The sequence below is a fragment of the Mesorhizobium sp. M2E.F.Ca.ET.219.01.1.1 genome, assembly GCF_004016445.2.
In the GTDB taxonomy this organism is placed as follows: Bacteria; Pseudomonadota; Alphaproteobacteria; order Rhizobiales; family Rhizobiaceae; genus Mesorhizobium.
The window spans coordinates 2,053,072-2,077,482 of the sequence record NZ_SADT02000001.1; the positions used below are offsets into that span (position 1 = coordinate 2,053,072).

Annotated in this window: 26 protein-coding genes and 1 tRNA gene; 23 read left to right on the forward strand and 4 right to left on the reverse strand. The window is 62.1% G+C overall.

Features of this window, described 5'->3' with window-relative positions; translation table 11 throughout:
• The first annotated feature begins 94 nt into the window (after window positions 1–94).
• From EN862_RS09755 to EN862_RS09825, 15 genes are all read left to right on the forward strand, one after another.
• Complete coding sequence (locus tag EN862_RS09755) at window positions 95–1,507, forward strand: circularly permuted type 2 ATP-grasp protein (protein ID WP_189400793.1); 1,413 nt, start codon at window positions 95–97, stop codon at window positions 1,505–1,507.
• A gap of 132 nt (window positions 1,508–1,639) precedes the next feature.
• A complete protein-coding gene (locus EN862_RS09760) occupies window positions 1,640–2,581 on the forward strand; it encodes an alpha-E domain-containing protein (RefSeq protein ID WP_127863866.1) in 942 nt (313 codons plus the stop codon).
• A 20-nt stretch (window positions 2,582–2,601) separates the two neighbouring features.
• A complete protein-coding gene (locus EN862_RS09765) occupies window positions 2,602–3,396 on the forward strand; it encodes a transglutaminase family protein (protein ID WP_127863867.1) in 795 nt (264 codons plus the stop codon).
• Between the two features lie 32 nt (window positions 3,397–3,428).
• Complete coding sequence (locus EN862_RS09770) at window positions 3,429–4,160, forward strand: peptidase (RefSeq protein ID WP_095818647.1); 732 nt, start codon at window positions 3,429–3,431, stop codon at window positions 4,158–4,160.
• A 97-nt stretch (window positions 4,161–4,257) separates the two neighbouring features.
• Window positions 4,258–5,670 carry a pyridoxal-dependent decarboxylase gene (locus EN862_RS09775; RefSeq protein WP_127863868.1) on the forward strand — a complete coding sequence of 471 codons (1,413 nt, stop codon included), beginning with the start codon at window positions 4,258–4,260 and terminating at the stop codon, window positions 5,668–5,670.
• Between the two features lie 126 nt (window positions 5,671–5,796).
• Window positions 5,797–6,564, forward strand: coding sequence for a DeoR/GlpR family DNA-binding transcription regulator (locus EN862_RS09780; RefSeq protein WP_127863869.1), 768 nt, complete (start codon window positions 5,797–5,799; stop codon window positions 6,562–6,564).
• A 127-nt stretch (window positions 6,565–6,691) separates the two neighbouring features.
• Window positions 6,692–8,218: a glycerol-3-phosphate dehydrogenase gene (gene glpD / locus EN862_RS09785; RefSeq protein ID WP_127863870.1), complete on the forward strand. Its 1,527-nt coding sequence runs from the start codon at window positions 6,692–6,694 to the stop codon at window positions 8,216–8,218.
• A gap of 39 nt (window positions 8,219–8,257) precedes the next feature.
• Window positions 8,258–9,337 carry an ABC transporter ATP-binding protein gene (locus tag EN862_RS09790; protein ID WP_127863871.1) on the forward strand — a complete coding sequence of 360 codons (1,080 nt, stop codon included), beginning with the start codon at window positions 8,258–8,260 and terminating at the stop codon, window positions 9,335–9,337.
• Window positions 9,338–9,347: 10 nt separating this feature from the next.
• Window positions 9,348–10,415, forward strand: coding sequence for an ABC transporter ATP-binding protein (locus tag EN862_RS09795; protein ID WP_127863872.1), 1,068 nt, complete (start codon window positions 9,348–9,350; stop codon window positions 10,413–10,415).
• Window positions 10,416–11,282 (forward strand): sugar ABC transporter permease, encoded by an 867-nt coding sequence (locus EN862_RS09800; protein WP_127305969.1) that lies wholly within the window; start codon window positions 10,416–10,418, stop codon window positions 11,280–11,282. It abuts the gene before it with no gap.
• Between the two features lie 3 nt (window positions 11,283–11,285).
• Complete coding sequence (locus tag EN862_RS09805) at window positions 11,286–12,194, forward strand: carbohydrate ABC transporter permease (RefSeq protein ID WP_042642626.1); 909 nt, start codon at window positions 11,286–11,288, stop codon at window positions 12,192–12,194.
• A 2-nt stretch (window positions 12,195–12,196) separates the two neighbouring features.
• Window positions 12,197–12,484, forward strand: coding sequence for a DUF2160 domain-containing protein (locus EN862_RS09810; protein WP_127863873.1), 288 nt, complete (start codon window positions 12,197–12,199; stop codon window positions 12,482–12,484).
• 78 nt (window positions 12,485–12,562) lie between these two features.
• Window positions 12,563–14,290 carry an ABC transporter substrate-binding protein gene (locus tag EN862_RS09815; protein ID WP_127863874.1) on the forward strand — a complete coding sequence of 576 codons (1,728 nt, stop codon included), beginning with the start codon at window positions 12,563–12,565 and terminating at the stop codon, window positions 14,288–14,290.
• Between the two features lie 91 nt (window positions 14,291–14,381).
• The gene (gene glpK / locus EN862_RS09820; RefSeq protein ID WP_127863875.1) at window positions 14,382–15,875 is read left to right on the forward strand and encodes a glycerol kinase GlpK; all 1,494 of its coding nucleotides are present in this window, start codon (window positions 14,382–14,384) and stop codon (window positions 15,873–15,875) included.
• 21 nt (window positions 15,876–15,896) lie between these two features.
• Window positions 15,897–16,373, forward strand: a complete 477-nt coding sequence (locus tag EN862_RS09825) for a DUF6882 domain-containing protein (RefSeq protein WP_127863876.1) — start codon at window positions 15,897–15,899, stop codon at window positions 16,371–16,373.
• 150 nt (window positions 16,374–16,523) lie between these two features.
• Here EN862_RS09825 and EN862_RS09835 read toward each other — a convergent pair whose 3' ends face one another.
• A complete protein-coding gene (locus EN862_RS09835; RefSeq protein ID WP_127863878.1) occupies window positions 16,524–16,988 on the reverse strand; it encodes a BA14K family protein in 465 nt (154 codons plus the stop codon).
• A gap of 290 nt (window positions 16,989–17,278) precedes the next feature.
• On the opposite strand from EN862_RS09835, the gene EN862_RS09840 reads away from it, so the two are divergent.
• The 5 genes from EN862_RS09840 (at window position 17,279) to EN862_RS36780 (ending at window position 19,986) form a co-directional block, all read left to right on the forward strand.
• Window positions 17,279–17,354 (forward strand) — tRNA-Lys (locus EN862_RS09840).
• Window positions 17,355–17,774: 420 nt separating this feature from the next.
• Window positions 17,775–18,032, forward strand: coding sequence for a hypothetical protein (locus EN862_RS09845; protein WP_127878952.1), 258 nt, complete (start codon window positions 17,775–17,777; stop codon window positions 18,030–18,032).
• A 766-nt stretch (window positions 18,033–18,798) separates the two neighbouring features.
• Entirely contained in the window at window positions 18,799–19,005 is a 207-nt protein-coding gene (locus EN862_RS09850) for a hypothetical protein (protein ID WP_127863880.1), read from the forward strand.
• A gap of 168 nt (window positions 19,006–19,173) precedes the next feature.
• Window positions 19,174–19,350: a Flp family type IVb pilin gene (locus tag EN862_RS09855; protein WP_127863881.1), complete on the forward strand. Its 177-nt coding sequence runs from the start codon at window positions 19,174–19,176 to the stop codon at window positions 19,348–19,350.
• Between the two features lie 186 nt (window positions 19,351–19,536).
• Window positions 19,537–19,986: a hypothetical protein gene (locus EN862_RS36780; protein ID WP_245519534.1), complete on the forward strand. Its 450-nt coding sequence runs from the start codon at window positions 19,537–19,539 to the stop codon at window positions 19,984–19,986.
• Window positions 19,987–20,106: 120 nt separating this feature from the next.
• On the opposite strand, the gene EN862_RS09865 is transcribed toward EN862_RS36780, so the two are convergent.
• Window positions 20,107–20,319 (reverse strand): hypothetical protein, encoded by a 213-nt coding sequence (locus tag EN862_RS09865; RefSeq protein ID WP_127863882.1) that lies wholly within the window; start codon window positions 20,317–20,319, stop codon window positions 20,107–20,109.
• A gap of 226 nt (window positions 20,320–20,545) precedes the next feature.
• On the opposite strand from EN862_RS09865, the gene EN862_RS09870 reads away from it, so the two are divergent.
• The 3 genes from EN862_RS09870 (at window position 20,546) to EN862_RS09880 (ending at window position 22,654) form a co-directional block, all read left to right on the forward strand.
• Window positions 20,546–20,833 carry a hypothetical protein gene (locus EN862_RS09870; RefSeq protein ID WP_127863883.1) on the forward strand — a complete coding sequence of 96 codons (288 nt, stop codon included), beginning with the start codon at window positions 20,546–20,548 and terminating at the stop codon, window positions 20,831–20,833.
• A 187-nt stretch (window positions 20,834–21,020) separates the two neighbouring features.
• Window positions 21,021–21,251 (forward strand): hypothetical protein, encoded by a 231-nt coding sequence (locus tag EN862_RS09875; protein ID WP_127863884.1) that lies wholly within the window; start codon window positions 21,021–21,023, stop codon window positions 21,249–21,251.
• A gap of 257 nt (window positions 21,252–21,508) precedes the next feature.
• Window positions 21,509–22,654: a hypothetical protein gene (locus tag EN862_RS09880; protein WP_127863885.1), complete on the forward strand. Its 1,146-nt coding sequence runs from the start codon at window positions 21,509–21,511 to the stop codon at window positions 22,652–22,654.
• A gap of 30 nt (window positions 22,655–22,684) precedes the next feature.
• Here the strand turns inward: EN862_RS09880 and dprA are convergent, their stop codons facing one another.
• Complete coding sequence (gene dprA / locus EN862_RS09885; RefSeq protein ID WP_127863886.1) at window positions 22,685–23,812, reverse strand: DNA-processing protein DprA; 1,128 nt, start codon at window positions 23,810–23,812, stop codon at window positions 22,685–22,687.
• Window positions 23,809–24,390, reverse strand: coding sequence for a glycerol-3-phosphate 1-O-acyltransferase PlsY (gene plsY / locus EN862_RS09890; RefSeq protein WP_127863887.1), 582 nt, complete (start codon window positions 24,388–24,390; stop codon window positions 23,809–23,811). Before plsY ends, dprA begins: the two co-directional genes overlap by 4 nt.
• Window positions 24,391–24,411: the final 21 nt, after the last annotated feature.

Consider the following 24,411-nt stretch of genomic DNA (forward strand, 5'->3'; position numbering starts at 1 on the left):
TGCATAGAGTGGCCGTCACGGCTTCCTAAATCATCGATTGCCCTTGATTTTCTCCGGCGAGGCCAGTGAAATGGCCTCATAGGGGAGTACACGATTGGCAGCGTTCGACGAAATGCTTCCGGAAGTTTCCGGATTGAGAAGACCTTACGAGGCTTACGATCGCTGGCTGAAGGAGCAGGACCCGGCCAGGCTTACCCAGAAAATGCAGGACGCGGAGCGCGTCTTCCGCAAGACCGGCATCACCTTTGCCGTCTATGGCGAGCAGGAAGCTTCCGAGCGGCTGATCCCTTTCGACATCGTGCCGCGCATCCTCTCCGGCCAGGAATGGCGCCGGCTGACGCAGGGCATCGAGCAGCGCGTGCAGGCGCTGAACGCGTTTCTCGACGACATCTATCACCGCCAGGAGATCCTGCGCGCCGGACGGGTGCCGAGGGAGCTTGTCGCGAAGAACGAGGCCTTCCTGCCCGAGATGATCGGGGTGAGGCCGCCGGCGGGCGTCTACACCCATATCATCGGCGTCGATATCGTCCGCATATCGGAGAACGAGTTCTACGTGCTGGAGGACAATGCCCGCACGCCGTCCGGCGTCTCCTACATGCTGGAGAACCGCGAGACGATGATGCAGCTCTTTCCGGAGCTGTTCCAGAAGATCAAGGTGCGGCCGGTCGAGAACTATCCGCAGCTCCTGCGCCAGTCGCTCGCAGCGGTCAGGCCGCAAAGCGCCAAGGGCGCGCCGACCATCGCAGTGCTGACGCCAGGCTCCTACAACTCGGCCTATTTCGAGCATGCCTTCCTCGCCGACCAGATGGGCGTGCAACTGGTCGAGGGGCAGGATCTGCGCGTCGTCGACGGCCATGTCGCGATGCGCACGACCGAAGGCTACAAGCAGATCGACGTGCTTTACCGGCGCGTCGACGACGCCTTCCTCGATCCGCTGACTTTCCGCCCGGACTCCGCGCTCGGCGTGCCGGGCATCATGGATGTCTACCGCGCCGGCAACATCACCATCGCCAATGCGCCGGGCACCGGCATCGCCGACGACAAGGCGATTTATTCCTACATGCCGGAGATCGTCGAGTTCTACACCGGCCGCAAGGCCATTCTCGGCAACATCCCGACCTGGCGCTGCTCGGAGCCGGACAGCCTCAAATATGTGCTCGAGCACATCAGCGAGCTGGTGGTCAAGGAAGTGCACGGCTCGGGCGGCTACGGCATGCTGGTCGGCCCGGCCGCGACCAAGAAGGAATGCCAGGAGTTCGCCAAGAAGCTGCAGGCGAAGCCCTCGAACTACATCGCCCAGCCGACGCTGGCGCTGTCGACCTGCCCGATCCTGACCGAAAAGGGTCTATCACCGCGCCATGTCGATCTTCGGCCTTACGTGCTGGTTTCCGACCGAATCCAGATCGTGCCGGGTGGCTTGACGCGCGTGGCGCTCAAGCAGGGTTCGCTTGTCGTCAATTCCTCGCAAGGGGGCGGGACGAAGGATACGTGGGTTCTCGACGACTAGAGCGGTGAATGGTGAATGGTAAAATGGTGAATGGTCGGATGCCTGGTTACGAGAGGATGGCAATGACGAAGTGTTGCTGGATACTACTCACTATTCACCATTCACTATTCACCACTCGCTAGGCAAAGCCACATGCTTCTCGGCCGCACCGCCAACGGTCTCTACTGGATGAACCGCTATATAGAGCGGGCCGAAAACATGGCGCGCCTCGTCGATGCCGGCCTGCGCATGGCGCTGACGCGCACGCAGAATGCGTCGGAGGAATGGAATTCGGTGCTGCTTAGCGCCGGCTCCGACTATGCGTTCTCGCAGAAATACCAGGACTACACTGCCGCCAACGTCTCCGACTTCCTGCTGCGCGACACTTCGAACCCGTCGAGCACGATGTCGTCGATCGAGACGGCTCGCAACAATGCCCGCATGGTGCGAACGGCGCTGACGCGCGAGACCTGGGAAAGCATCAACGAAGCCTGGATGTCGCTGAAGCGCATGCTGGCGAGGCCGATCGACGAGCGCGACCTGCCGACGGTGCTCGATGCCATCAAGCGCGAGACGGCGCTGATCCGCGGTTCGTTCTACGGCACGATGCTGCGCAACGAGATTTTCGACTTCTCGCAGCTCGGCACCTATGTCGAGCGCGCCGACAATACGGCGCGCATCCTCGATGTGAAATATTATGTGCTCCTACCTTCGCTGTCCTGGGTCGGCTCGACGCTGGACAATTACCAGTGGGAGTCGATCCTGCGCTCGGTGTCGGCGCACCGCTCGTATCGCTGGGTCTATGAAGCCGACTACAAGCCGACGAATATCGCCGACTATCTGATCCTCAATGTGCGCATGCCGCGCTCGCTGACCTTCTGCTATCGCTTCCTCGGCGAGCACCTGAAATTCCTCGCCGACGACTATGGCGAGCGCCATGCCTGCCACGCCACGGCCGAGAAGATCCAGGCGTTGCTCAAGAGAGGCTCGATCAAGGATATATTCGATCACGGCCTGCACGAGTTCCTGGCCGAGTTCATTCGCGACAACACCAGGCTGGGCGACGAGATCGCCCAGGATTACCGGTTCCATTGAGGGGGCTGAGGGCGGGCGTCATGCGGCTCAAGATCACCCATCGCACCGAGTACCACTACGATGCGCCGGTGCAATATCTGCTGCAGCGGCTGCGCCTGCTGCCCCTGAGCGGACGTACGCAGACCGTCGGCTCCTGGGCGATCAAGGTCGAAGGCGCGCGCGAGGAGGTACGCTTTGCCGATCATTTCGGCAACGACACGCGGCTGGTGAGCGCCGAGAGCGGCCACAGCGCGATCACCGTTGAGGCGGCGGGAGAGGTGACCACGCATGACACGGCGGGCGTGACAGGCCCGCATCAGGGCTTTGCCCCGCTCTGGCTGTTCGGCCAGCACACGCAGCTTACCGCCGCCGGCGAAGGCATACGTGAACTGGCCGGCACGCTCGGGCAGGGAACCGAGATCGAGCGGCTGCACCGGTTGATGGTCGCCATCCGCGAACGGGTCGCCTACAAGCCCGGCACGACCAGAGTCGTGACGCCGGCGGAGGAGGCGCTTGCGCTGAAGTCCGGCGTCTGCCAGGATCACAGCCATATCTTCATCGCCGCGGCCGTCGCCCTTGGCTTTCCGGCTCGCTATGTCAGCGGCTACCTGATGATGGATGCGGCCGTCGAGCAGGCTGCAAGCCATGCCTGGGCCGAGGCTTATGTGGTGGGGCTCGGATGGGTTGCCTTCGACCCAGCCAACGGTATCTCTCCAGACGAACGCTATGTACGGGTGGCGACGGGGCGCGACTATCGCGACGCCTCGCCAGTGTCGGGGATACTGCTGGGGCAGGCGCAAGAGAAGCTTGCCGTCTCCGTCACGGTAGAGCAGTAATTTCCGACGGGATTCGCTGCTAAAGAAGAATCATGACCTATTGCGTCGGCCTCAAGATCGATCGCGGGCTCGTGTTCATGTCGGACACGCGCACCAATGCCGGCATGGATTCGATCTCGACCTTCAAGAAGATGCACATCTGGGAAGAGCCGGGCGAGCGCGTCATCGTGCTGATGTCGGCAGGCAACCTTGCCACCACGCAAGCCGTGGTCAGCCTGCTCGACGAACGCAACAAGACCGTTGGCGACCGCCATCCGAAGCTGCTCGAGACGCCGTCCATGTACCAGACGGTGCGGCTGGTCGGCGACACGGTCAAGGAAGTCATCGAGCATGCCTCGCCGAACGGCGACAAGGCGGATTCCTACTTCAATGCCTCCTTCATCCTGGGCGGCCAGATCAAGGGCAGCCCACCCAGGCTGTTCATGATCTACCCGGAAGGCAATTTCATCGAATCGACCGACGATACGCCTTTCTTCCAGATCGGCGAGACGAAATACGGCAAGCCGATCATCATCCGTGCCTATGACCGGACAATGGGCCTGGCCGAAACGGTGAAGCTGCTTCTGGTGTCGTTCGACTCGACGCTGAAATCCAACCTTTCGGTCGGGCTGCCGCTCGATCTGCTGTTCCTGGAGAAGGACAGCTTCAAGGTTGGGCTCAACAGGCGGATCGCCCAGGACGATCCCTATTACCGCACCATCTCCGACGGCTGGTCGAACGCCTTGAAGGCGGCCTTTGCCAGCCTGCCGGATTTCCCCGGCTAGGGTCCGTGCTTCGCAGCCGGTTGCGCCTATATTTAACATGTCAATCAATATTGAAGCTGGCTTACCGGCCGCGTTGCGGCTGGGCTCGGGAGGATAGATGGACAACGAGACATTCCGCGACTGGTCGAGGCGGGCGGCCGATTGGGGCGTCGATTACCGCGCCGGCCTGCGCGACCGGCCGGTGCGGCCGGCCATCGCGCCGGGCGAAATCTTCAGGAGCATCGAGGCCTCGCCACCCGAAATGCCCGAACCGATGGAGAAGATCTTCGCCGATTTCGAAGCCAAGATCGCGCCGGGCATGACGCATTGGCAGCATCCGCGCTTCTTCGCCTATTTCCCGGCCAATGCGGCGCCGGTCTCGGTCGTGGCGGAGTATCTGGTCTCGGCGATGGCCGCGCAATGCATGCTGTGGCAGACCTCGCCGGCGGCGACCGAGCTCGAAATGCGTATCGTCGACTGGATGCGCCAGGCGCTTGGCCTGCCCGAGGGCTTTTCCGGCGTCATCCAGGATTCGGCATCGTCGGCGACGCTTGCGGCGGTGCTCACCATGCGCGAGCGGGCGCTCGACTGGCAAGGCAACAAAAAGGGGCTGGCCGGACAGGGCAAGCTGCGCGTCTATTCCTCCGACCAGGTCCATACCTCGATCGACCGCGCCATCTGGGTCTCAGGCATCGGCGAGGAAAACCTCGTCCGGATTCCGGCCTCAGGACGTTTTCGCGCGATGGATACGGCCGCGCTTGAGGCCGCGATCGTCGCCGATCGCGAGGCCGGCCTGCTGCCCTCGGGCATCATCGCTTGTGTTGGCGGCACCAGCATTGGAGGCACCGACGAGATCGCCGCGGTGGCTGCGGTCGCAAAGCGGCACGGGCTTTACCTGCATGTCGACGCCGCCTGGGCCGGATCGGCGATGATCTGCCCGGAATACCGGCATTTTTGGGCGGGCGTCGAAGGTGCGGACTCCATTGTCTTCAATCCGCACAAGTGGCTCGGCGCGCAGTTCGATTGCTCGATCCAGTTCGTGCGCCAGCCGGAAGACCTGGTGCGCACGCTGGCGATCAGGCCCGAATTCCTGAAGACACATGGCCATGACGGCATCATCAACTATTCCGAATGGTCGGTGCCGCTCGGACGCCGTTTTCGTGCGCTGAAACTCTGGTTCCTGCTGCGTGCCCATGGCCTCGAAGGCCTGCGCACCATGATCCGCAACCACGTTGCCTGGAGCGAAGGGCTTGCCGCGCGGCTGGCCGGCGAAGCGGATTTCGAGCTCGTCAGCGAGCCGATGCTGTCGCTGTTCTCGTTCCGGCACAAAGCGCCTTCGGGTACCGATCCAGACGAGCATAATTTGCGGCTGGTCGACGCCATCAACACCGATGGCCGCATCTACCTGACGCAAACGCGGGTCGACGGGCGCGTGGCGATCCGCTTTCAGGCGGGGCAGTTCGAGTCGACGGCAGCCGATGTGGATGCGGCGTTCGACGTCATAACCGAGATTGCGCGGCGCCTATCCTGAGGCGGCAGACGCATTCCGCGCTGGTTTGCCTTTTGCAATCAGGTGATTTTCGTTAGCCGGCTTATACCTTTTCTTTGCTTTCGTTTTCCGATATAGACGGGAAAAACGAAAATGGAGGAACGCCGGATGTTTCTTTCGCCACGCCACGCCGAAATCATCCAGATGGCGAAAGACCACGGCCGGGTCCTGGTCGAGGATCTGGCTACGCATTTCAACGTGACGCCACAGACCATCCGCAAGGACCTCAACGATCTGTGCGATCAGCGGCTGCTCACCCGCATCCATGGCGGCGCGCTGTTCCCGTCCGGCATCGAGAACATGGAATATGAGGCGCGGCGCAAGATCGCGGCCGATGAGAAGGAGGCGATCGGCGGCGCGGCGGCGCGGCTGATCCCGGACAACGCTTCGCTGTTCATCAATATCGGCACCACCACCGAGGCCGTCAGCAAGGCGCTGCTCGACCACAACGGGCTTATGGTTATCACCAATAATATCAATGTTGCCAATAGGATGCGCATCTATCCTACGATCGAGGTGGTGATAGCCGGCGGCGTGGTGCGCGGTTCAGACGGCGGCATTGTCGGCGAAGCGGCCGTCGATTTCATCCGTCAGTTCAAGGTCGACTACGCCGTCATCGGCGCTTCGGCGATCGACCATGACGGCGCGCTGCTCGACTTCGATTTTCGCGAGGTGAAGGTGGCGCAGGCGATCATCGCCAATGCACGCCACGTCATCCTGGTCTCCGACCGCACCAAATTCGAGCGCACGGCGCCGGTTCGAATCGGCCACCTTTCGCAGGTGAATACCTTCATCACCGATCGTTGCGATATCCCGTCGATCCGCCGGATTTGTGAGGAGGCCGAGGTCCGGTTGATCGAGACGGCGCTCGAATAGGCGTGCGTCATGGCTGTTTGATGCAGCGGCAATAATTTCGTTTGACATTCGCTTTTAGTTCGAAATAATTCCGCTACGGTTTCGTAAAACACAAAAATGGTGCAATGCGAAATCGGTGGAGGAAACTTTGGACGCATCACCGATCCATGACATTTTCGTCATCGGCGGCGGCATCAATGGCTGCGGCATTGCCCGCGACGCCGTTGGCCGCGGATTTTCGGTTTACCTCGCCGAGATGAACGATCTGGCGAGCGGGACGTCCTCAGGCTCGACCAAGCTCATCCATGGCGGGCTTCGCTATCTCGAATTCTACGAATTCCGGCTGGTGCGCGAAGCGCTGATGGAGCGCGAGGTTCTTTGGAAGAATGCGCCGCACATCATCTGGCCGATGCGCTTCGTTCTGCCTTACGCCAAGGGCCTCAGGCCCGCCTGGCTGATCCGGCTCGGGCTGTTCCTTTACGATCACATCGGCGGGCGCAAACTGCTGCCGGCGACGAAGACGCTGGACATGGCGAAGGATCCGGCCGGCAAGCCGCTGAAGCCATTGTTCCGCAAGGCTTTCGAATATTCGGATGGTTGGGTGAACGACGCTCGCCTGGTGGCGCTGAACGCTCGTGATGCCGCCGACCGGGGCGCCATCATCCGTACCCGCACCAAGGTCGTCAGCGCGCGCCGCGACGGTCCGACCTGGACCATCAAGGTGCAGAATGTGCTCACCGGTGACACCGAAGAGGTTCGCGCACGGCTTCTCGTCAACGCCGCCGGCCCGTGGGTCGATCACGTTCTGCAGGCAGCCGTCGGCCAGAACGAAGTCCACAATGTCCGCCTCGTGCAAGGCAGCCACATCGTCGTCGCCAAGAAGTTCGACGATCCGCGCGCTTACTTCTTCCAGAACAAGGATGGCCGCATCATCTTCGCCATTCCCTACGAGGAAGAATTTACACTCATCGGCACGACCGACCGCGACTATCCGGGCGACCCGCACGATGTGAAGATCTCCGACGCCGAGATCGACTATCTGTGCGCCGCGGCAAGCGAATATTTCGCGGTCGCCGTGAAGCGCTCCGACATCGTCTGGACCTATTCGGCGGTGCGCCCGCTCTATGACGACGGCGCCTCCAAGGCGCAGGAAGCGACGCGCGATTATGTGCTGAAGGCCGATGGCGGGGAGGGTGTCGCCCCGCTTGTCAACGCCTTCGGCGGCAAGATCACGACCTTCCGCCGGCTGGCGGAATCGATGCTTGAGAAGATCGAGGGCTTTCTCGGCAAGCGCGGCAAGCCTTGGACGCATGACGCGCCGCTGCCGGGCGGTGATTTCCCGGCCACTGGTTTCGATGCCCAGGTCGCCAGGCTGAAAAAGACCTATCCGTTCCTTGACCAGCGGCTGGCGCGCCGGCTCACCCGTCTTTACGGCACGCGCGCGGAGAAGCTGCTCGGGCTCGCCAATTCGAATGCCGATCTCGGCCGCAATTTCGGCGCCGACCTTTTCGAGGCGGAGGTTCGCTATCTCGCCGAGAACGAATGGGCGGTCACCGCCGAGGACGTGCTGTGGCGCCGCACCAAGCGGGGCCTGCATTTCAGCCGCGAGCAGACGGCGGCCTTGGAAGAATTCATGCGAGGACTGAGCAGCCGTCACGTCGCGGCGGCGGAATGACGATCGACCGCTGAAGCGCAAGGCCTGGGAGGAGGCGTGATGCTAGAACTGAGGAACGTGACGAAGACGATCGGTGCGCAGGAGCATATCCGCGACGTGTCGCTGACGCTTCAGCACGGGTCACTGAATGTTCTGCTGGGACCGACGCTTTCCGGCAAGACCAGCCTGATGCGGCTGATGGCGGGTCTCGACGCGCCGACTTCCGGTTCGGTCTGGTTCGACGGCAAGGACGTCACCGGACAGCCGGTGCAGAAGCGCAATGTCGCGATGGTCTACCAGCAGTTCATCAACTATCCGGCGATGACGGTTTACGAGAACATCGCGTCGCCGCTCAGGGTTGCAGGCGTCGACCAGGCAAGGATCGACAAGGAGGTGCGCAATGCCGCCGCGCTTCTCAAGCTCACGCCTTATCTCGACCGCACGCCGCTCAACCTCTCGGGCGGCCAGCAGCAGCGCACGGCCCTTGCGCGCGCCATCGTCAAGAACGCCAGCCTGGTGCTCCTCGACGAGCCTTTGGCCAATCTCGACTATAAGCTGCGCGAGGAGTTGCGCGCCGAATTGCCGAAGATCTTCGCCGCCGCAGGCACGATCTTCGTCTATGCCACGACCGAGCCGCACGAGGCGCTGCTGCTCGGCGGCAATACGGCGACGCTTTCGGAGGGCCGTGTCACGCAGTTCGGCCAGACCGTCGACGTGTTCCGCAAGCCGGTCGACCTGGTGACGGCAAGGACCTTCGCCGACCCGCCGCTCAACACCATCGTGCTCTCCAAGAAGGGCTCGGACTTCCTGCTCGAAGGCGGCGTCAAGCTGCCGGTTCCGCCGGAGCTCAGCGGCATTGCGGACGCCAGCTACACGATCGGTTTCCAGCCGCATCATCTGTCGCTGGAGCGGCCGAACGCCAGCGCCGTGCCGGTGCGGGCCAAGGTCACCATCACCGAGATCACCGGCTCGGAAAGCTTCGTCCATCTCGATTTCGCCGATGCGCGCTGGGTGATGCTTGCGCATGGCATTCTCGCTTTCGAGACGGACGACGAGGTCGAGGTGTTCATCGACCCGCGCCACATCATGGTGTTCGACCAGAACGGCCGCGCCGTGACGGCGTCGAAGCTGGCGGCCTGAGGAGGATCAGATGGCGCGAATCGACGTCAACCATATCCGCCACTCCTACCTGCCCAATCCACGGAAGGATTCGGATTTCGCGCTGAAGGAGGTGCATCATACCTTCGAGGATGGCGGCGCCTATGCGCTGCTCGGGCCGTCGGGCTGCGGCAAGACCACCTTGCTCAACATCATTTCTGGCCTGCTGCATCCCTCGCACGGCCAGCTTTTGTTCAACGGCCGGGATATCACCAATCTGTCGACGCAGGAGCGCAACATCGCGCAGGTGTTCCAGTTCCCGGTGATCTACGACACCATGACCGTCTACGACAATCTGGCCTTCCCGCTGCGCAACCGCCGCGTGCCCGAGGCTGACGTCGACCGCAAGGTTCGCGAGACGCTCGACATGATCGATCTCGCCTCGCTGGCAAAAAAGAAGGCGCGCGGGCTCACCGCCGACCAGAAACAGAAGATCTCGCTCGGGCGCGGCCTGGTGCGCTCGGACGTCAACGCCATCCTGTTCGACGAGCCGCTGACGGTGATCGACCCGCATATGAAATGGGTGCTGCGTTCGCAGTTGAAGCAGCTGCATCGCCGCTTCGGCTACACCATGGTCTATGTCACGCACGACCAGACCGAAGCGCTGACTTTCGCCGACCGTGTGGTGGTCATGTATGACGGCGAGATCGTGCAGATCGGCACGCCGGCCGAGCTCTTCGAGCGGCCGCGCCACACTTTCGTCGGTTATTTCATCGGCTCGCCGGGCATGAACGTGCTGCCGGTCGCTCTGGAAGGCAGGACGGCGAAGCTCGGCGCGCAGCGCATCGAGCTGCCCGGCGTGCCCAAGGCCGAAGCCGGCGCCGTCGAACTCGGCATCCGTCCCGAATATGTGCGGCTCGGCCGCGAAGGCATGGCGGTGCAGGTCTCCAAGGTCGAGGACGTCGGCCGCCACAAGGTCGTGCGCGCCAATCTGGAAGGCAGGGAGATTGCCGCGGTGATCGGCGAGGACGACGAAGTGCCTGCCGAGCCGAAAGTCCGCTTCGATCCGGCCGGCATCAACATCTACGCCGATTCCTGGCGTGTCGAGATGGGGGCGTAGATGGACAAGACCTGGAACAACAAGGCCTGGTTCCTTGTCCTGCCGGTGCTGGTGCTGGTGGCCTTCTCGGCCGTCATCCCGCTGATGACCGTCGTCAACTATTCGGTACAGGACACGTTCGGCAACAACGTCTTCTTCTGGGCCGGCACCGAGTGGTTCGAGGAGTTGCTGCACTCCGACCGCTTCTGGGAAGCGATGGTGCGCAACCTGATCTTCTCCTTCATCATCCTGGCGATCGAAGTGCCGCTCGGCATCTTCATTGCGCTCAACATGCCGAAGAAAGGCTGGGGCGTGCCGGTCTGCCTGGTGCTGATGGCGCTGCCGCTGCTGGTGCCATGGAACGTCGTCGGCACGATCTGGCAGGTGTTCGGCCGCAACGACATCGGCCTGCTCGGCTATTACGTCAATGCGCTGGGCTTCAACTACAATTATGTCCAGGACCCGTTCGACGCCTGGGTCACTGTCATCATCATGGATGTCTGGCACTGGACGAGCCTGGTGGTGCTGCTCTGCTATGCCGGACTGGTCTCCATTCCGGATGCCTTCTATCAGGCGGCCAAGATCGACGGCGCCTCGCGCTGGGCGGTGTTCCGCTACATCCAGCTGCCGAAAATGCAGCGCGTGCTTTTGATCGCCGTGCTGTTGCGCTTCATGGACTCGTTCATGATCTACACCGAGCCCTTCGTCGTCACCGGCGGCGGCCCCGGCAATTCAACGACGTTCCTGTCGATCGACCTCGTCAAGACGGCGCTCGGCCAGTTCGACCTCGGACCGGCAGCAGCCATGTCGCTGGTCTACTTCCTGATCATCCTGTTGTTGTCGTGGGTGTTCTACACCGTGATGACCAACTACGACGCGGAGCGCTGACAGATGACAGGCGCCAACGAGACGACACGCGTGAGCGAAACTGCGATCACCGAAGTGGGCAGCACGCTGTCGCAGGACGAGGTGGCGAAGCTGATGCGCCGCCGCGGCGAGGAATCGCGCTGGTGGTGGATCGTACCGACGCTCTACATCGTCGTGCTGCTCCTGCCGATCTACTGGCTCATCAATATGAGCTTCAAGACTAATGCCGAGATCGTGTCGTCGCTGACGCTGTTCCCGCACAATCCGACGCTCGCGAATTACCGCACCATCTTCACCGACGCATCCTGGTATTCGGGCTACATCAACTCGATCACCTATGTGGTGATGAACATGGTGATCTCGGTGGCGGTGGCGCTGCCGGCGGCCTATGCCTTCTCGCGCTACCGCTTCCTCGGCGACAAGCATCTGTTCTTCTGGCTGCTGACCAACCGCATGGCGCCGCCGGCGGTGTTCGCGCTGCCGTTCTTCCAGCTCTATTCGGCCTTCGGGCTCATCGACACTTATATCGCCGTGGCGCTCGCCCACTGCCTGTTCAACGTGCCGCTGGCGGTGTGGATCCTCGAGGGCTTCATGTCCGGCGTGCCGAAGGAGATCGACGAGACCGCCTATATCGACGGCTACTCCTTCCCGCGCTTCTTCGTGAAGATCTTCATGCCGCTGATCGCGAGCGGCATCGGCGTCGCCTGTTTCTTCTGCTTCATGTTCTCGTGGGTGGAGCTCCTGATCGCGCGCACGCTGACCACGACTGACGCGAAGCCGATCGCCGCAACCATGACCCGCACCGTCTCGGCCGCCGGCATGGACTGGGGTTTGCTCGCCGCGGCCGGCGTGCTGACGCTGATCCCCGGCGCGGTCGTTATCTGGTTCGTCCGCAACTACATCGCCAAGGGCTTCGCCCTGGGGAGGGTGTGACCATGAATCTCGACTTCTCCTGGATGGCGTGGACCTGGCCGACAGCGGCCTTCTTCGGAACCATCCTGCTGCTGCTGTGCGGCATGGCGGCCTGGGAATACGTCTCGCCGGGCGGCAATCCGCGCGTCGGTGTGCTGCGCTTCGAGACGACGCGCGGCGATCGCCTCTTCCTTTCGCTGCTCGGCAGCGCCTTCATCCATCTCGCTTGGCTGGGTCTGGTTGGGCCCAACCTGTGGTGGGCTCTCGCTCTCTCCGTGGTCTACGCCATTGGCGTGTTCCGATACGTATAGAGGGGGAAACAGTCGGAGCGGCCGCGTGCTGGCGGCCACTTCGGATCACACTTCAAAACCTAAGACTGGAGGAGACACATGCGACGGCAATTTCTTACATCGACGACCGCCCTTGTCCTATTGCTTGGAGCGGGCCACGCCTACGCCGGGATGGACGAGGCAAAGGCCTTTCTCGACAAGGAGATAGGCCCCCTGTCGACGCTTTCGCGCGCCGATCAGGAAAAGGAAATGCAGTGGTTCATCGACGCCGCCAAGCCGTTCGCCGGCATGGACATCAAGGTGGTGTCGGAAACCATCGCCACCCATTCCTATGAGTCACAGGTGCTGGCGCCCGCTTTCTCGGCCATCACCGGCATCAAGGTCACTCACGACACGATCCAGGAAGGCGACGTCGTCGAGAAGATCCAGACCCAGATGCAGACAGGACAGAACCTCTATGACGGCTGGGTCAATGACTCCGACCTCATCGGCACGCACTGGCGCTACCAGCAGGTGCGCAACCTGACCGACTGGATGGCGGGCGACGGCAAGGACGTCACCAACCCGAATCTCGACCTGAAGGACTTCATCGGCACGTCATTCACGACGGCGCCGGACAAGAAGCTCTATCAGCTTCCCGACCAGCAGTTCGCGAACCTCTACTGGTTCCGCTACGACTGGTTCAACGACGAGAAGAACAAGGCGGACTTCAAGGCCAAGTACGGCTACGATCTAGGCGTGCCGGTCAATTGGTCGGCCTATGAGGACATCGCCGCCTTCTTCACCGGCCGCGAGATCGACGGCAAGAAGGTCTATGGCCACATGGACTACGGCAAGAAGGACCCGTCGCTCGGCTGGCGGTTCACCGATGCCTGGCTCTCCATGGCCGGCAACGGCGACAAGGGCATTCCGAACGGCCTGCCGGTCGACGAATGGGGCATCAAGGTCGACGAGAATTCGCGCCCGGTCGGCTCCTGCACCGCGCGTGGCGGCGACACCAATGGACCGGCGGCGGTCTACTCGATCCAGAAATATCTCGACTGGCTGAAGGCTTACGCCCCGGCCGAAGCGCAAGGCATGACCTTCTCCGAATCCGGCCCGGTTCCGGCCCAGGGCGCGGTTGCCCAGCAGATCTTCTGGTACACGGCCTTCACCGCTTCGATGGTCGACGCCGGGGCCAAGGCGGTGATGAACGACGACGGCACGCCGAAATGGCGCATGGCGCCGTCGCCGCATGGCGTCTACTGGAAGGATGGCATGAAGCTCGGTTACCAGGACGTGGGTTCCTGGACGCTGATGAAGTCGACACCGACCGACCGCGCCAAGGCCGCTTGGCTTTATGCGCAGTTCGTCACCTCGAAGACCGTCGACGTGAAGAAGAGCCATGTCGGCCTGACCTTCATCCGCGAGAGCACGATCCACGACAAGAGCTTCACGGAGCGCGCTCCTAAGCTTGGCGGCCTGATCGAGTTCTACCGTTCGCCGGCCCGCGTCCAGTGGTCGCCGACCGGCACCAACGTGCCTGACTATCCGAAGCTGGCGCAGCTCTGGTGGCAGGCGATCGGCGATGCATCGTCGGGCGCCAAGACCGCGCAGGAAGCGATGGATTCGCTCTGCGCCGAGCAGGAAAAGGTCATGAGCCGCATCGAGAAGTCGGGCGTCCAGGGCGACATCGGCCCGAAGATGGCCGAAGAGCATGACCTCGCCTACTGGAACGCCGACGCGGTCAAGAAGGGCAATCTCGCGCCTCAGCTGAAGATCGAGAACGAGAAGGAAAAGCCGATTACCATCAACTACGACGAGCTGGTGAAGAGCTGGCAGAAGTAGCTGCATGACGTGGGCGCGTTCGCCCGCGTAGGGAATGCAGGGGAGGCGGCTTGGCCGTCTCCCCTGTTGCATGAGTAGTGGAGGGAACGGAATGAGCGGTTTTGTGCTGGCGATCGACCAGGGAACGACCTCGACCCGGGCGATCCTGTTCGACGACAAGATGAAGGTCGCGGGTACCGGCCAGCAGGAATTCGCGCAGAGTTATCCGGCGTCCGGCTGGGTCGAACACGACCCGGAAGATATCTGGGCAAGCGTTCTCGCCACGGTGAAGTCGGCGCTTAAGTCCGCCGGCCGTACCGCTTCGGATGTGGCCGCTATCGGCATCACCAACCAGCGTGAGACTGTGGTCATCTGGGACAAAGCGACCGGCCAGCCGATCCACAATGCCATCGTATGGCAGGACAGGCGCACGGCGTCGCTCTGCCAGAAGCTGAAGAAGCAGGGGCTCGAGAAAAAATTCACCAAGAAGACCGGGCTGCTGCTCGATCCCTATTTCTCCGGAACCAAGATCGCGTGGATGCTGGACAAGGTGAAAGGAGCCAGGAAGCGCGCCGAGAAGGGCGAACTGCTCGCCGGCACGATCGACAGTTTCCTGATCTGGCGGCTGACCGGCGGCCAGGTGCACGCGACCGACGCCACCAATGCCTCCCGCACGCTGGTCTACAACATCGAGAAGAATGTCTGGGACGAAGAGCTGCTCTCGATCCTGAACATACCGGCCGCGATCCTGCCTCAGGTTAAGGACTGCGCCGACGACTTCGGCGTCACCGAAAAGAGCCTGTTCGGCGCCGAGATGCGCATCCTCGGCGTTGCCGGCGACCAGCACGCGGCGACCATCGGCCAGGCCTGTTTCGAGCCCGGCATGATGAAGTCGACTTACGGCACCGGCTGCTTTGCGCTGCTCAACACCGGCGCGGACCTTGTGCGCTCGAGGAACCGGCTTCTGACCACGATCGCCTACCGGCTGAACGGCAAGACCACCTATGCGCTGGAAGGCTCGATCTTCATCGCGGGCGCCGCCGTGCAGTGGCTGCGCGACGGCATCAAGGTGATCGGCAAGGCTGAGCAAAGCGGTGCGCTCGCGGCGACTGCCGATCCAGCGCAAGCCGTCTATCTGGTGCCGGCCTTTGTCGGCCTTGGCGCGCCGCATTGGGACGCGGAGGCGCGCGGCGCGATCTTCGGGCTGACGCGCAATTCAGGCCCGGCCGAGTTCGCGCGCGCGGCACTCGAGTCGGTCGCATTCCAGACGCGCGACCTGCTCGACGCGATGCGCAAGGATTGGAAAGGCGCCTCGGCCAAGACGGTGCTTCGGGTCGATGGCGGCATGGTGGCGTCCGACTGGACCATGCAGCGGCTGGCCGACATTCTCGACGCGCCGGTCGATCGTCCGACGATCCTGGAGACGACCGCCCTGGGCGCGGCGTGGCTCGCGGGATCGAAGGCGGGGGTCTGGCCGAAGGCAAAGGAATTCGCGAGAAGCTGGGCGCTGGAACGCCGCTTCAAGCCGGAGATGGATGCGGCCACGCGCGGGGCAAAACTGGCCGGATGGCGCGACGCGGTGCGCAGGACGCTGAGTACGCAGTAACGATCGCTGGACCGGGGGAGAATGCAACCGGATTGGTATCCTGCCTGGCGCGACGAAGCCTTCGAACAGCTTGCCGCCAAGAACGCACGCCTGGAGCAGGATTTCCGCCTCGGCCACTGGATGCGTTATAACTACGACCTGGCGGCCGGGAAGCTGATTTTCTCTGACAAAGCGGGCGCCAAGGTTATCTCGGAAATCCAGATTGCCGGCTCTACCAGCGCCAAGGCGGGCAATTGGCTCTGGGCTTGGGCCAATTCGAACTTACCGGGCGACCTTGTCGGCGACGCGAAGTTGATGCGGGCGTTCGGGGAGAAAAAGGGCGTGGACGACCTCGCCCAGGCCTATGTGGACGATACGAGCGGCGATCTGGATGCGCTCGGCTGGGAACTGACGGCAGCGATGGTTCGGGTTTGCAACGCGCTTGGAGCTTATCGCTCCTCGCGCGGGGAGGGCGGCGCTCTCTATCTGGTCTTCAAGAACATACGATGGGCGAACTGACACAGTCCTTCGCCGCGAGGCATGGCGAGAGAGCCCGGGCCTCTCGAGGCACGGGCTCGGTCAACGACCAAAATATGTGCTTTCCGCAATTCCGGAGGGAAAACCGCTACGCACTTTTCCTGGAATTGCTTTGGTACTGACTGGAGGCCGTCAGTAGGGCGACACGCACTGCCGTCGCGGGCCGCTGTTGGGCTGGAAGGTGTTGTCCGAGGCGCGATACGAACGGTAGCGGTCGTAGCACCACTGCACATGCGCATCGCCGCGGTAGACGCGGTTGTTCTCGCTGTTGACGATGGCGCCGGTGATCAACGCGCCGGTGGCGAAAGCGGCAAGCGGGAACCAATAGTCGCCATGGCGGCGATAGCCGTGCCGGTATTCGCGATAGCCGCGATGGCCGTTCCAATACATGCCGTCGTTGCGCGAGAAGCGCTGCCCGCCGCGCCAATTGCCGTTGTGTCTCCAGCGCCAGTCGCGTTCGGCGACGTTCTGGACATCGGGCGACGCAGGCGAAGCCTGCGGGACGAACACCTGCGCGGCATTGGCGGGCACCGCCGCAGCGGCGGCGAACGAAACCGACAAGGTGGCGGCAAGCAAGCCCGATACGATTTTTCTCATGGGTCTTCTCCTTGAAACGATGGTTGGCGTCCCTGTGCCCGAAAAACGGAAAATCGCCGCGACGGTTCCCGTTTGAATCTCAACCTGTTGTTATTCAATGGATTTCTGAAATATGCGGGTGGTCATAGGCGACCGGCTGAGGCTTGCTTGAAACAAGTGCCCCGACCGCCGAAAGGGGCGCCGGAAACCCCGAAAATCTGCGGCGGGAAAGCCATCTTTTTCCGGTTGACCGGCCGCGGCACTCTCCCTATGTTCCGCGCAATTTCGAGGGCGGCGTTTCGAGCCCGCGGGAGCGCGTAGCTCAGCCGGTAGAGCAACTGACTTTTAATCAGTAGGTCATGGGTTCGAATCCCATCGCGCTCACCAAATCTCCTAATAAATTCAGTATTTATGTTTCGACCCGAAACGAACAGGGGCAGCCGTCCACACGGTCTAACGGGCGGCTAACCAGATGACTTTTGATGAGTTGGGGTGTGGGGGAGGCTCCGCTACAAAAAGCAATCCTACTTGAGACGCAGGAATCGCTTCAGCTCGACCTCAAGGGCTCAGTCTACGACAAACACGGTGCCTTGCTTGCCGCCAATGGCAGGCTAAGCAACCAGTTTGTGCTTTTCCCCGAAGTAACGACTCCCTTGTTTTCGATCTTGAGCTTTGGCTTGGCAATTCAGCGCCGGTTAGCGCGCAGTACCCTTCGCTCTCCCTGCGGCCAACGTTCCGAGTGCGGAATGATCACCGGCCATTAGGCGCTGCGCCAGCCAACCGTCGAGCACGGTTCCGAGGAACATGATGTCGAGCGTCGTCATCAGGCGAGCCAGCGGTCCCGGAACCAAGAGTGCGTGGCTCTGTTTTCATCTCATGCAGATCGGAAGTTTCGACACCAAGGGGCATGCACACGGCGGCGGCCTGTACCTGTCGGCCAAGCTGGCGCCGCTGCAGTTCCGGGTCGACCACCAAATGCAGTTGACCGACGCCTCGGCCGACGCTGTGCAGCAGGCACTACTGGAGTTGGTTGAGGCCACCCGTCTTGCAGAGCTTCGACGATAATGACGAGGTTACCTGGCCAGCAAGATTAAGACGAATGAACGCTCCGATTGGCATGAAATACTCCATTCGTAGGTGACTAACAGCCATATGGCGATCTCGTCGGCACGATCGATCTGAGCGAGGGTCGCCGTCAGCACCACTGCGTTTCGAGTAGATGCTGTTATGCACTTTGCTCCTTTGGATCGGGATGGCGAAAGGCGAGCCGCTCTTCACCGGGCCGCGCGCCTTTCGCTTTTGCATGACCGGGTAATCAAACGCCTCGACCAAATTGACGACGGTGCTGATTTGGTCTTGAAGGCGGCGGCCGAGTTGGTCGAGGCTGCATTGGTCGAGCCGGATCGGCCGATCAGACTGCCAATGGCCGACTGGACGCTTGGGCTTTGAAGCCATCAGCATCAGCCCGCCCTCCCTGTTGCGAGGGCATAGGCAAAAGCCTCGCGCGTGGACACCAAGCTTACGATTCTCTTGGAGAATGTTTCAGTGTCCTTAGTGTCCCCTATAGTATTAGCTGGACTGAGGTGGTGCTGCCATAGCCGGAATACCGATAGTCAACATTGACGACGAAACGATCGGTAATTGGGTAGGTTAGGCCAGCACCAACGGGTCCACCGGCTTTGGTTCCGCTGAAATCGGCTCCAGGAACGACGGGCCGGGGAAATAGTCGCGCTTTGCGGGCCGGCCGGCTTTGATGTCCTGCCAACCGGAACAAAAGCTATCCGCGCCTGTTTAGTTCTTGAAGGGACCGCAATCTTGGGATGCGGATACAGTGGACGTATTGAACTTGGAACTGGCCAGGGCCAGGCAGCGCGTCAAGCGCGCGGAGATTTCGCTCAATCACGCAAAAGAACTGCTGGACGAGGAATGCGGCGTCGGGATCAATCTTGTGCTGTGCGACCGCATAAGGTCGGAACAGCAGCGAGTCGCGGAGGCCAGAAAGCGGCTGGTGAAGATCGCTTCGACTGCCTCAGCCTGACGGTGTGACGTCCCCAAGACAAGGGCGATCTTGCCGCGGATACAACAGGAGCCTGCAGCTTCGCTACGTTTTCCCTAACTGGATAAAAACTGGGAACGTCCGTTTACCCTATCTAAATTAGTAAGCCCTAATACTTGCTTGATCGGCGGTTCAGGGGCTTGTGCAAAGATGCAATTGATAGCGAATTTTCTGCGTGACGATTCCGGAGCAACGGCCATCGAGTATGGTTTGATTGCAGCGCTTATCGCCTTGGGAATCATGCTTGGGGCCAGCTCACTGGGCGGCGCGCTCAATGCCGAGTTTGTTTCGATTGCCACCGCTGTTAACACCGGCAGCGCACCGTGAGGGCGCTCCATGGTTGCGGGCAAGGCATGAGTCGCTTCGCGATCTCGGTTGCCGTGGGAGTGGTGATCTTGGTGATCCTTTATCTGCTGCAATGGCACAGCATGATCAGATTCTAGGATGCTCCGCTCAGCCTCTTGAAGAGTCGGGCCGCTCACGGACAAGGCGTCCAGCTCTTGGTGTCAGCGCGTGGCTGGTGAACTGCAGGTTCCGATCATCGCGGCCGGCGCCGCGGCATTCGCTGCAATAGATGATCTTGAGCAGATCCCAATGAAGGCAGGGCTGGTCCGGCCCGAACCGCCTGACCAGTTCGGCGACATCGAGAACGGCGTGGCACTCCCAGCGCGACTTCAGCGTTTCCAGCAATCGGAACAAAAAGCCATGCGCGGCTGTTTCCCTGCCGAAGGGACCGCAATTTGGGATGCCGATACAGTGGATGTACTGAACTTGGAACTGGCCAGGGCCAGGCAGCACGTCAAGCGCGCGGAGATTTCGCTCAATCACCCAAAAGAACTGCTGGACGAGGAATGCGGCGTGGGGATCAATCTTGTGCTGTGCGACCGCATAAGGTCGGAACAGCAGCGGGTCGCGGAGGCCAGAAAGCGGCTGGTGAAGATCGCTTCGACTGCCTCAGCCTGACGGTGTGACGTCCCCAAGACAAGGGCGATCTTGCCGCGGATACAACAGGAGCCTGCAGCTTCGCTACATTTTCATTTTCGCCGGCGTCATCGTTCCGATGATCATGGCGCTGTTCTTCGCCTACGGCGCGGCGATGTCGAACACGCGGCCCCGCACCCGAAAGCCAAGACCGCGGAGGCGTATCGTTTCAGGACGGCAATACTGGCACCGGCCTTGCAAGGCAGCCATTGCCGGGTTGATCTCCGGCAGCTCGTCGGGCTTGAGGCAGCTGTTGGGGGCCTCGCCCGGCGAGTTCCATGAAACCGGTGGAATGTAACCAACCGTGATATTCATGCAGCCTTGCTAATGTAACCTCTGCATCGGCTGACTCCCCAACCCGGGAGTCGGCTAGGCCCGGCGGTTCAATCCAACGCACCCCAACAGAGCGCGGAACTGTCGGGCCGCTTATGGACAAGGCGTGGTTCCACAGGCCGATCCCTGCCCCTTCTATTTCGCTCCCGGCGTTGAACCTCCAAGTCGCACGAACGTTGAACGCTACCCATGACGTTTCGGAGCGCAAATGACCAAACAAATCGGATGGAACGATACGTACGGGCCAGCCAAGCTCTCAGCGAGGACGGACCAGGTGTCCAAAAGGTTTTTCGTCGAAGAGATGGCCGGCGATTTGCCGACCGCAGGCCGCGAGATTACCGCGGAGACCCCTGAAGAGGCCGTCGCCCGCGTCATCAGCGATGCTGTTGTAGCTCCAGAGTGGGAAGCAGGCGCCGACGAGAAATGGGTTAGAGTGACGGATAGCGAGCGCGGCGTAATCTATCGATTTCAAATCCCGCTTAAGACGGCTGACTAGCGGCGCGCCCCTACGAGTCCGAAATGAAGAGCCCGCTGCCACTCGGGAGAGATTGGCAACGGGCTCGACCGCTTGCTTATGCAATTCGCGGGCCGCAGTGGGGTTCCGATTCCGATAAGCATTCTTGATTTTTAATATTAGTTGAACCTAAAGTTATTCGCGGGGGTGTCGTGTTGGAGGATAATCGATGTCAGGTAAACCACCCTCATTCCCGATGCCAAGCGACGTGCTAAGCAAGCTTCCCGATCAAGCCGCCGGCCACCTTCCACCGGCCACCTTTGGCGCCGCTGTTGAGACCGCCTCTGCCGGCGATCATTTCGCTCCACATGCGGACGTTTCGTTGCCGGAAAACGCGAGCACCGCTCTAGCAGACCATGGCTCGCACATTCCCGCTTTTGTGATCGATTGGCTGCTTTAACGAAAAATCCCGTCGGCTACTTGGGAGATAGGGCGACGGACCGAAGTCGATGGGGCCCTCTGGATCAATCTTGTCCTGTGCGACCGCATAAGGGCGGAACAGCAGCGGGTCGCGAGGCCAGGAAGCGGCTGGTGAAGATCGCTTCGACTGCCTCAGCCTGGCGGTGTGACTTCCCCAAGACAAAGGTGATCCCGCCGCGTTGCCTTGTCCCTGGACAGGGGCATTGTTAAACTCGGGGCCCCGAGGGAGGCTCCAGGATGGCACTTGACCTTTCGGTAGAGACCACGGCCCGTAAAGCGGCGACGCCGCCCGGCAGATATCTCTTCGGCCCGGTCGCCGATTTCCTCATGCTCGGCGGCAGCGCGTTTCTGATCCTGCCCGTGCTGTTCTTCGTGCCCCGCGAATACGAAGGCCCGCTGGCCGCGACGATGGTTGTCGTGGCCTATCTGGTGAACTACCCGCATTTCGCCCATTCCTACCAGATCTTCTATCGCAATTTCGGCCGCAAGGCGCGCGGCGAGGGATACGACAGGAGCCTGCAGCTTCGCTACATTTTCGCCGGCGTCATCGTCCCGGTGATCATGGCGCTGTTCTTCGCCTATGGCGCGGCGACGTCGAACACGCGGCTGCTCGGCTTCGCGGCAAATGCGATGTTCTTCTTCGTCGGCTGGCACTACGTCAAGCAAGGCTACGGCATGCTGATGGTCGACGCCGTCCTGAAGCGCAAATGCTTCGACGACCGGGACAAGAAGGTGCTGCTCGTCAACAGCTACGCGGTGTGGATCCTTGCCTGGCTGCAGACCAACACGGCCGTGACACAAGGGCAGTATTACGGCCTTCAATATTACACCTTCGCGGCGCCGTCCTGGATCACCGATATTGCCGTCCTTGCGGCCGTCGGATCGACGGCGGCCACGGTTCTGATGCTGATCAACCGCTGGCGACGGAATGGCGGCGGCCTGCCTTACAATGGCATCGTCGCCTATAGCGCCTCGCTCTATCTCTGGATCCTGATTGCCAGGATAAACCCGCTCTGGCTGCTGGTGGTGCCGGCGCTGCACTCGCTGCAATATCTGGCCGTGGTGTGGCGCTATCAGACCAATGTCGAGCGTGACGTCTCGGATGCCGCGAGCGACCCGGAGCCGAAAATACTATCGGTGCTCGGGCCTCGCTACAGGCTGCGGGTGCTGGGGTTCATCATCGGGGGTGGGGCGCTTGGCTATCTCGGCTTCTGGCTGATCCCGTTCGTGCTGACCGCCCTGGTCCCCTACGACAAACAGGTGCTCGGTTCGTCGCTGTTCTTCTTCATCGTGCTGATCTTCATCAACGTGCACCACTACTTCCTCGACAATGTGATGTGGCGCCGCGGCAATCCGGAAGTGTCGAAATATTTGTTTCGGTAGGGAAATTCGGGCCGGCAGGCGACGCCGAGGTCACGCGATCAGCGATACATTTCCGCCGGCGTGGCGCTCGAGCCGCCCGGCAAGGTCGAGTTCCAGAAGCACCATGGCAATCTGCGCGGCGCTCACTCCGGTGTGGCGGATGATGTCGTCCACTGCGATGGGCGTGGGCCCGAGCGCCTCCAGCACGTCGGCGCGGTCGTTTTCACCGGGTGGCGGCATGGCCGACATGTCGGGCGCCTCGGCCAGCGGCGTGGTTCTTGGAGCGCGGGTGCCGGCTAGCGGTGCCAGCGCGCCGAGCACGTCGGCGGCTTCGGTGACCAGCGTGACGCCGTCCTTGAGCAGGGCGTTGCAGCCGGCGGCGCGTGGGTCGAGTGGCGAGCCTGGCACGGCAAAGACCAGCCGGCCCATTTCATTGGCGAGGCGTGCGCTGATCAGCGAGCCGGAGCGTTGCGCGGCTTCGACCACCACCAGGCCGAGGGCCATGCCGGCGACAAGGCGGTTGCGGCGCGGGAAATCCTGGGCGCGCGGCTGCCAGGCGAAGGGCATTTCCGAAACGATGGCGCCGCCGCGATCGGCGATCTCGTCGCACAGGCCGGCATTCTCGGGCGGGTAGGGGACATCGAGCCCGCCGGCCAGAACGCCGATGGTTCCAGTCGAAACGCTGCCTTTGTGCGCGGCCGTATCGATGCCGCGCGCCAGGCCCGACACGATGGCGTAGCCTTCACGGGCGAGGTCGGCTGCCAGCATGCGTGCCATCTTGATGCCGGCCAGCGAGGCGTTGCGGGCGCCGACGATCGCCACTGCCGGCAGGCGGAAGACCGCGCCTTCGCCTCTCACCGCCAGCAGCGGCGGTGGGTTGTCGAGGGTCTTCAACAAGGGCGGATAATCTACTTCTCCGATACCCACGAAGCGCGCGCCGGCGCGCCGGGCGGCGTCCAGTTCGGCCTCGGCTTCGGCGACGGAGGGGATGCGGACGATACGGTTGGCGCCGCCGGAGATCATCAATTCGGGCAGCATTTCGAGTGCTGCTTCGGCCGAGCCGAAGCGGTTGATCAGCTCGCGAAACGAGGCCGGCCCGACATTGGGCGTGCGGATCAGCCGAAGCCAGGCAAGCCGCTGCCGGTCGCTGAGACGCGGGCCGGCGGCCGGAGCGCTCATCCCTTCGCCCCGATCTTGCCTTCGGTGCCGGCCAGCAGCCGCGAGATGTTGGCATGATGCTTGATGATGACGATCAGGCTCATCACGGCGAACAGGCCGGCGATCTGCGGCGTGCTGATGAAATAGAGCGCGACCGGCACGATGAACGCCGCCGTCAGTGCGGCCAGCGAGGAATAGCGGAACAGGAAGGCCATCGCGAGCCAGACGACGGCGAAGACGAGCATGCCTTGCCAGGCGAGGCCGAGCAGCACGCCGAGATAGGTTGCGACGCCCTTGCCGCCCTTGAAGCCGAGCCAGACCGGGAAGAGATGGCCGAGGAAGGCGCCGAAGCCGGCCGCCAGTCCGAAGTCCGGCGAAAAATGCCCGGCGACCAGCGCGGCGGCCGTGCCCTTCAGCGCGTCGAGCAGCAGTGTTGCGGCAGCGAGCCCCTTATTGCCCGTCCTCAGCACATTGGTCGCGCCGATATTGCCGGAACCGATCTTGCGGACGTCGCCGAGACCGGCAGCGCGGGTGATCAGAAGCCCGAATGGGATCGAGCCGAGCAGATAGCCGAAGACGAGCGCGATCGCGTAACCCATCGTTTCCCCCTTATTCTTTTG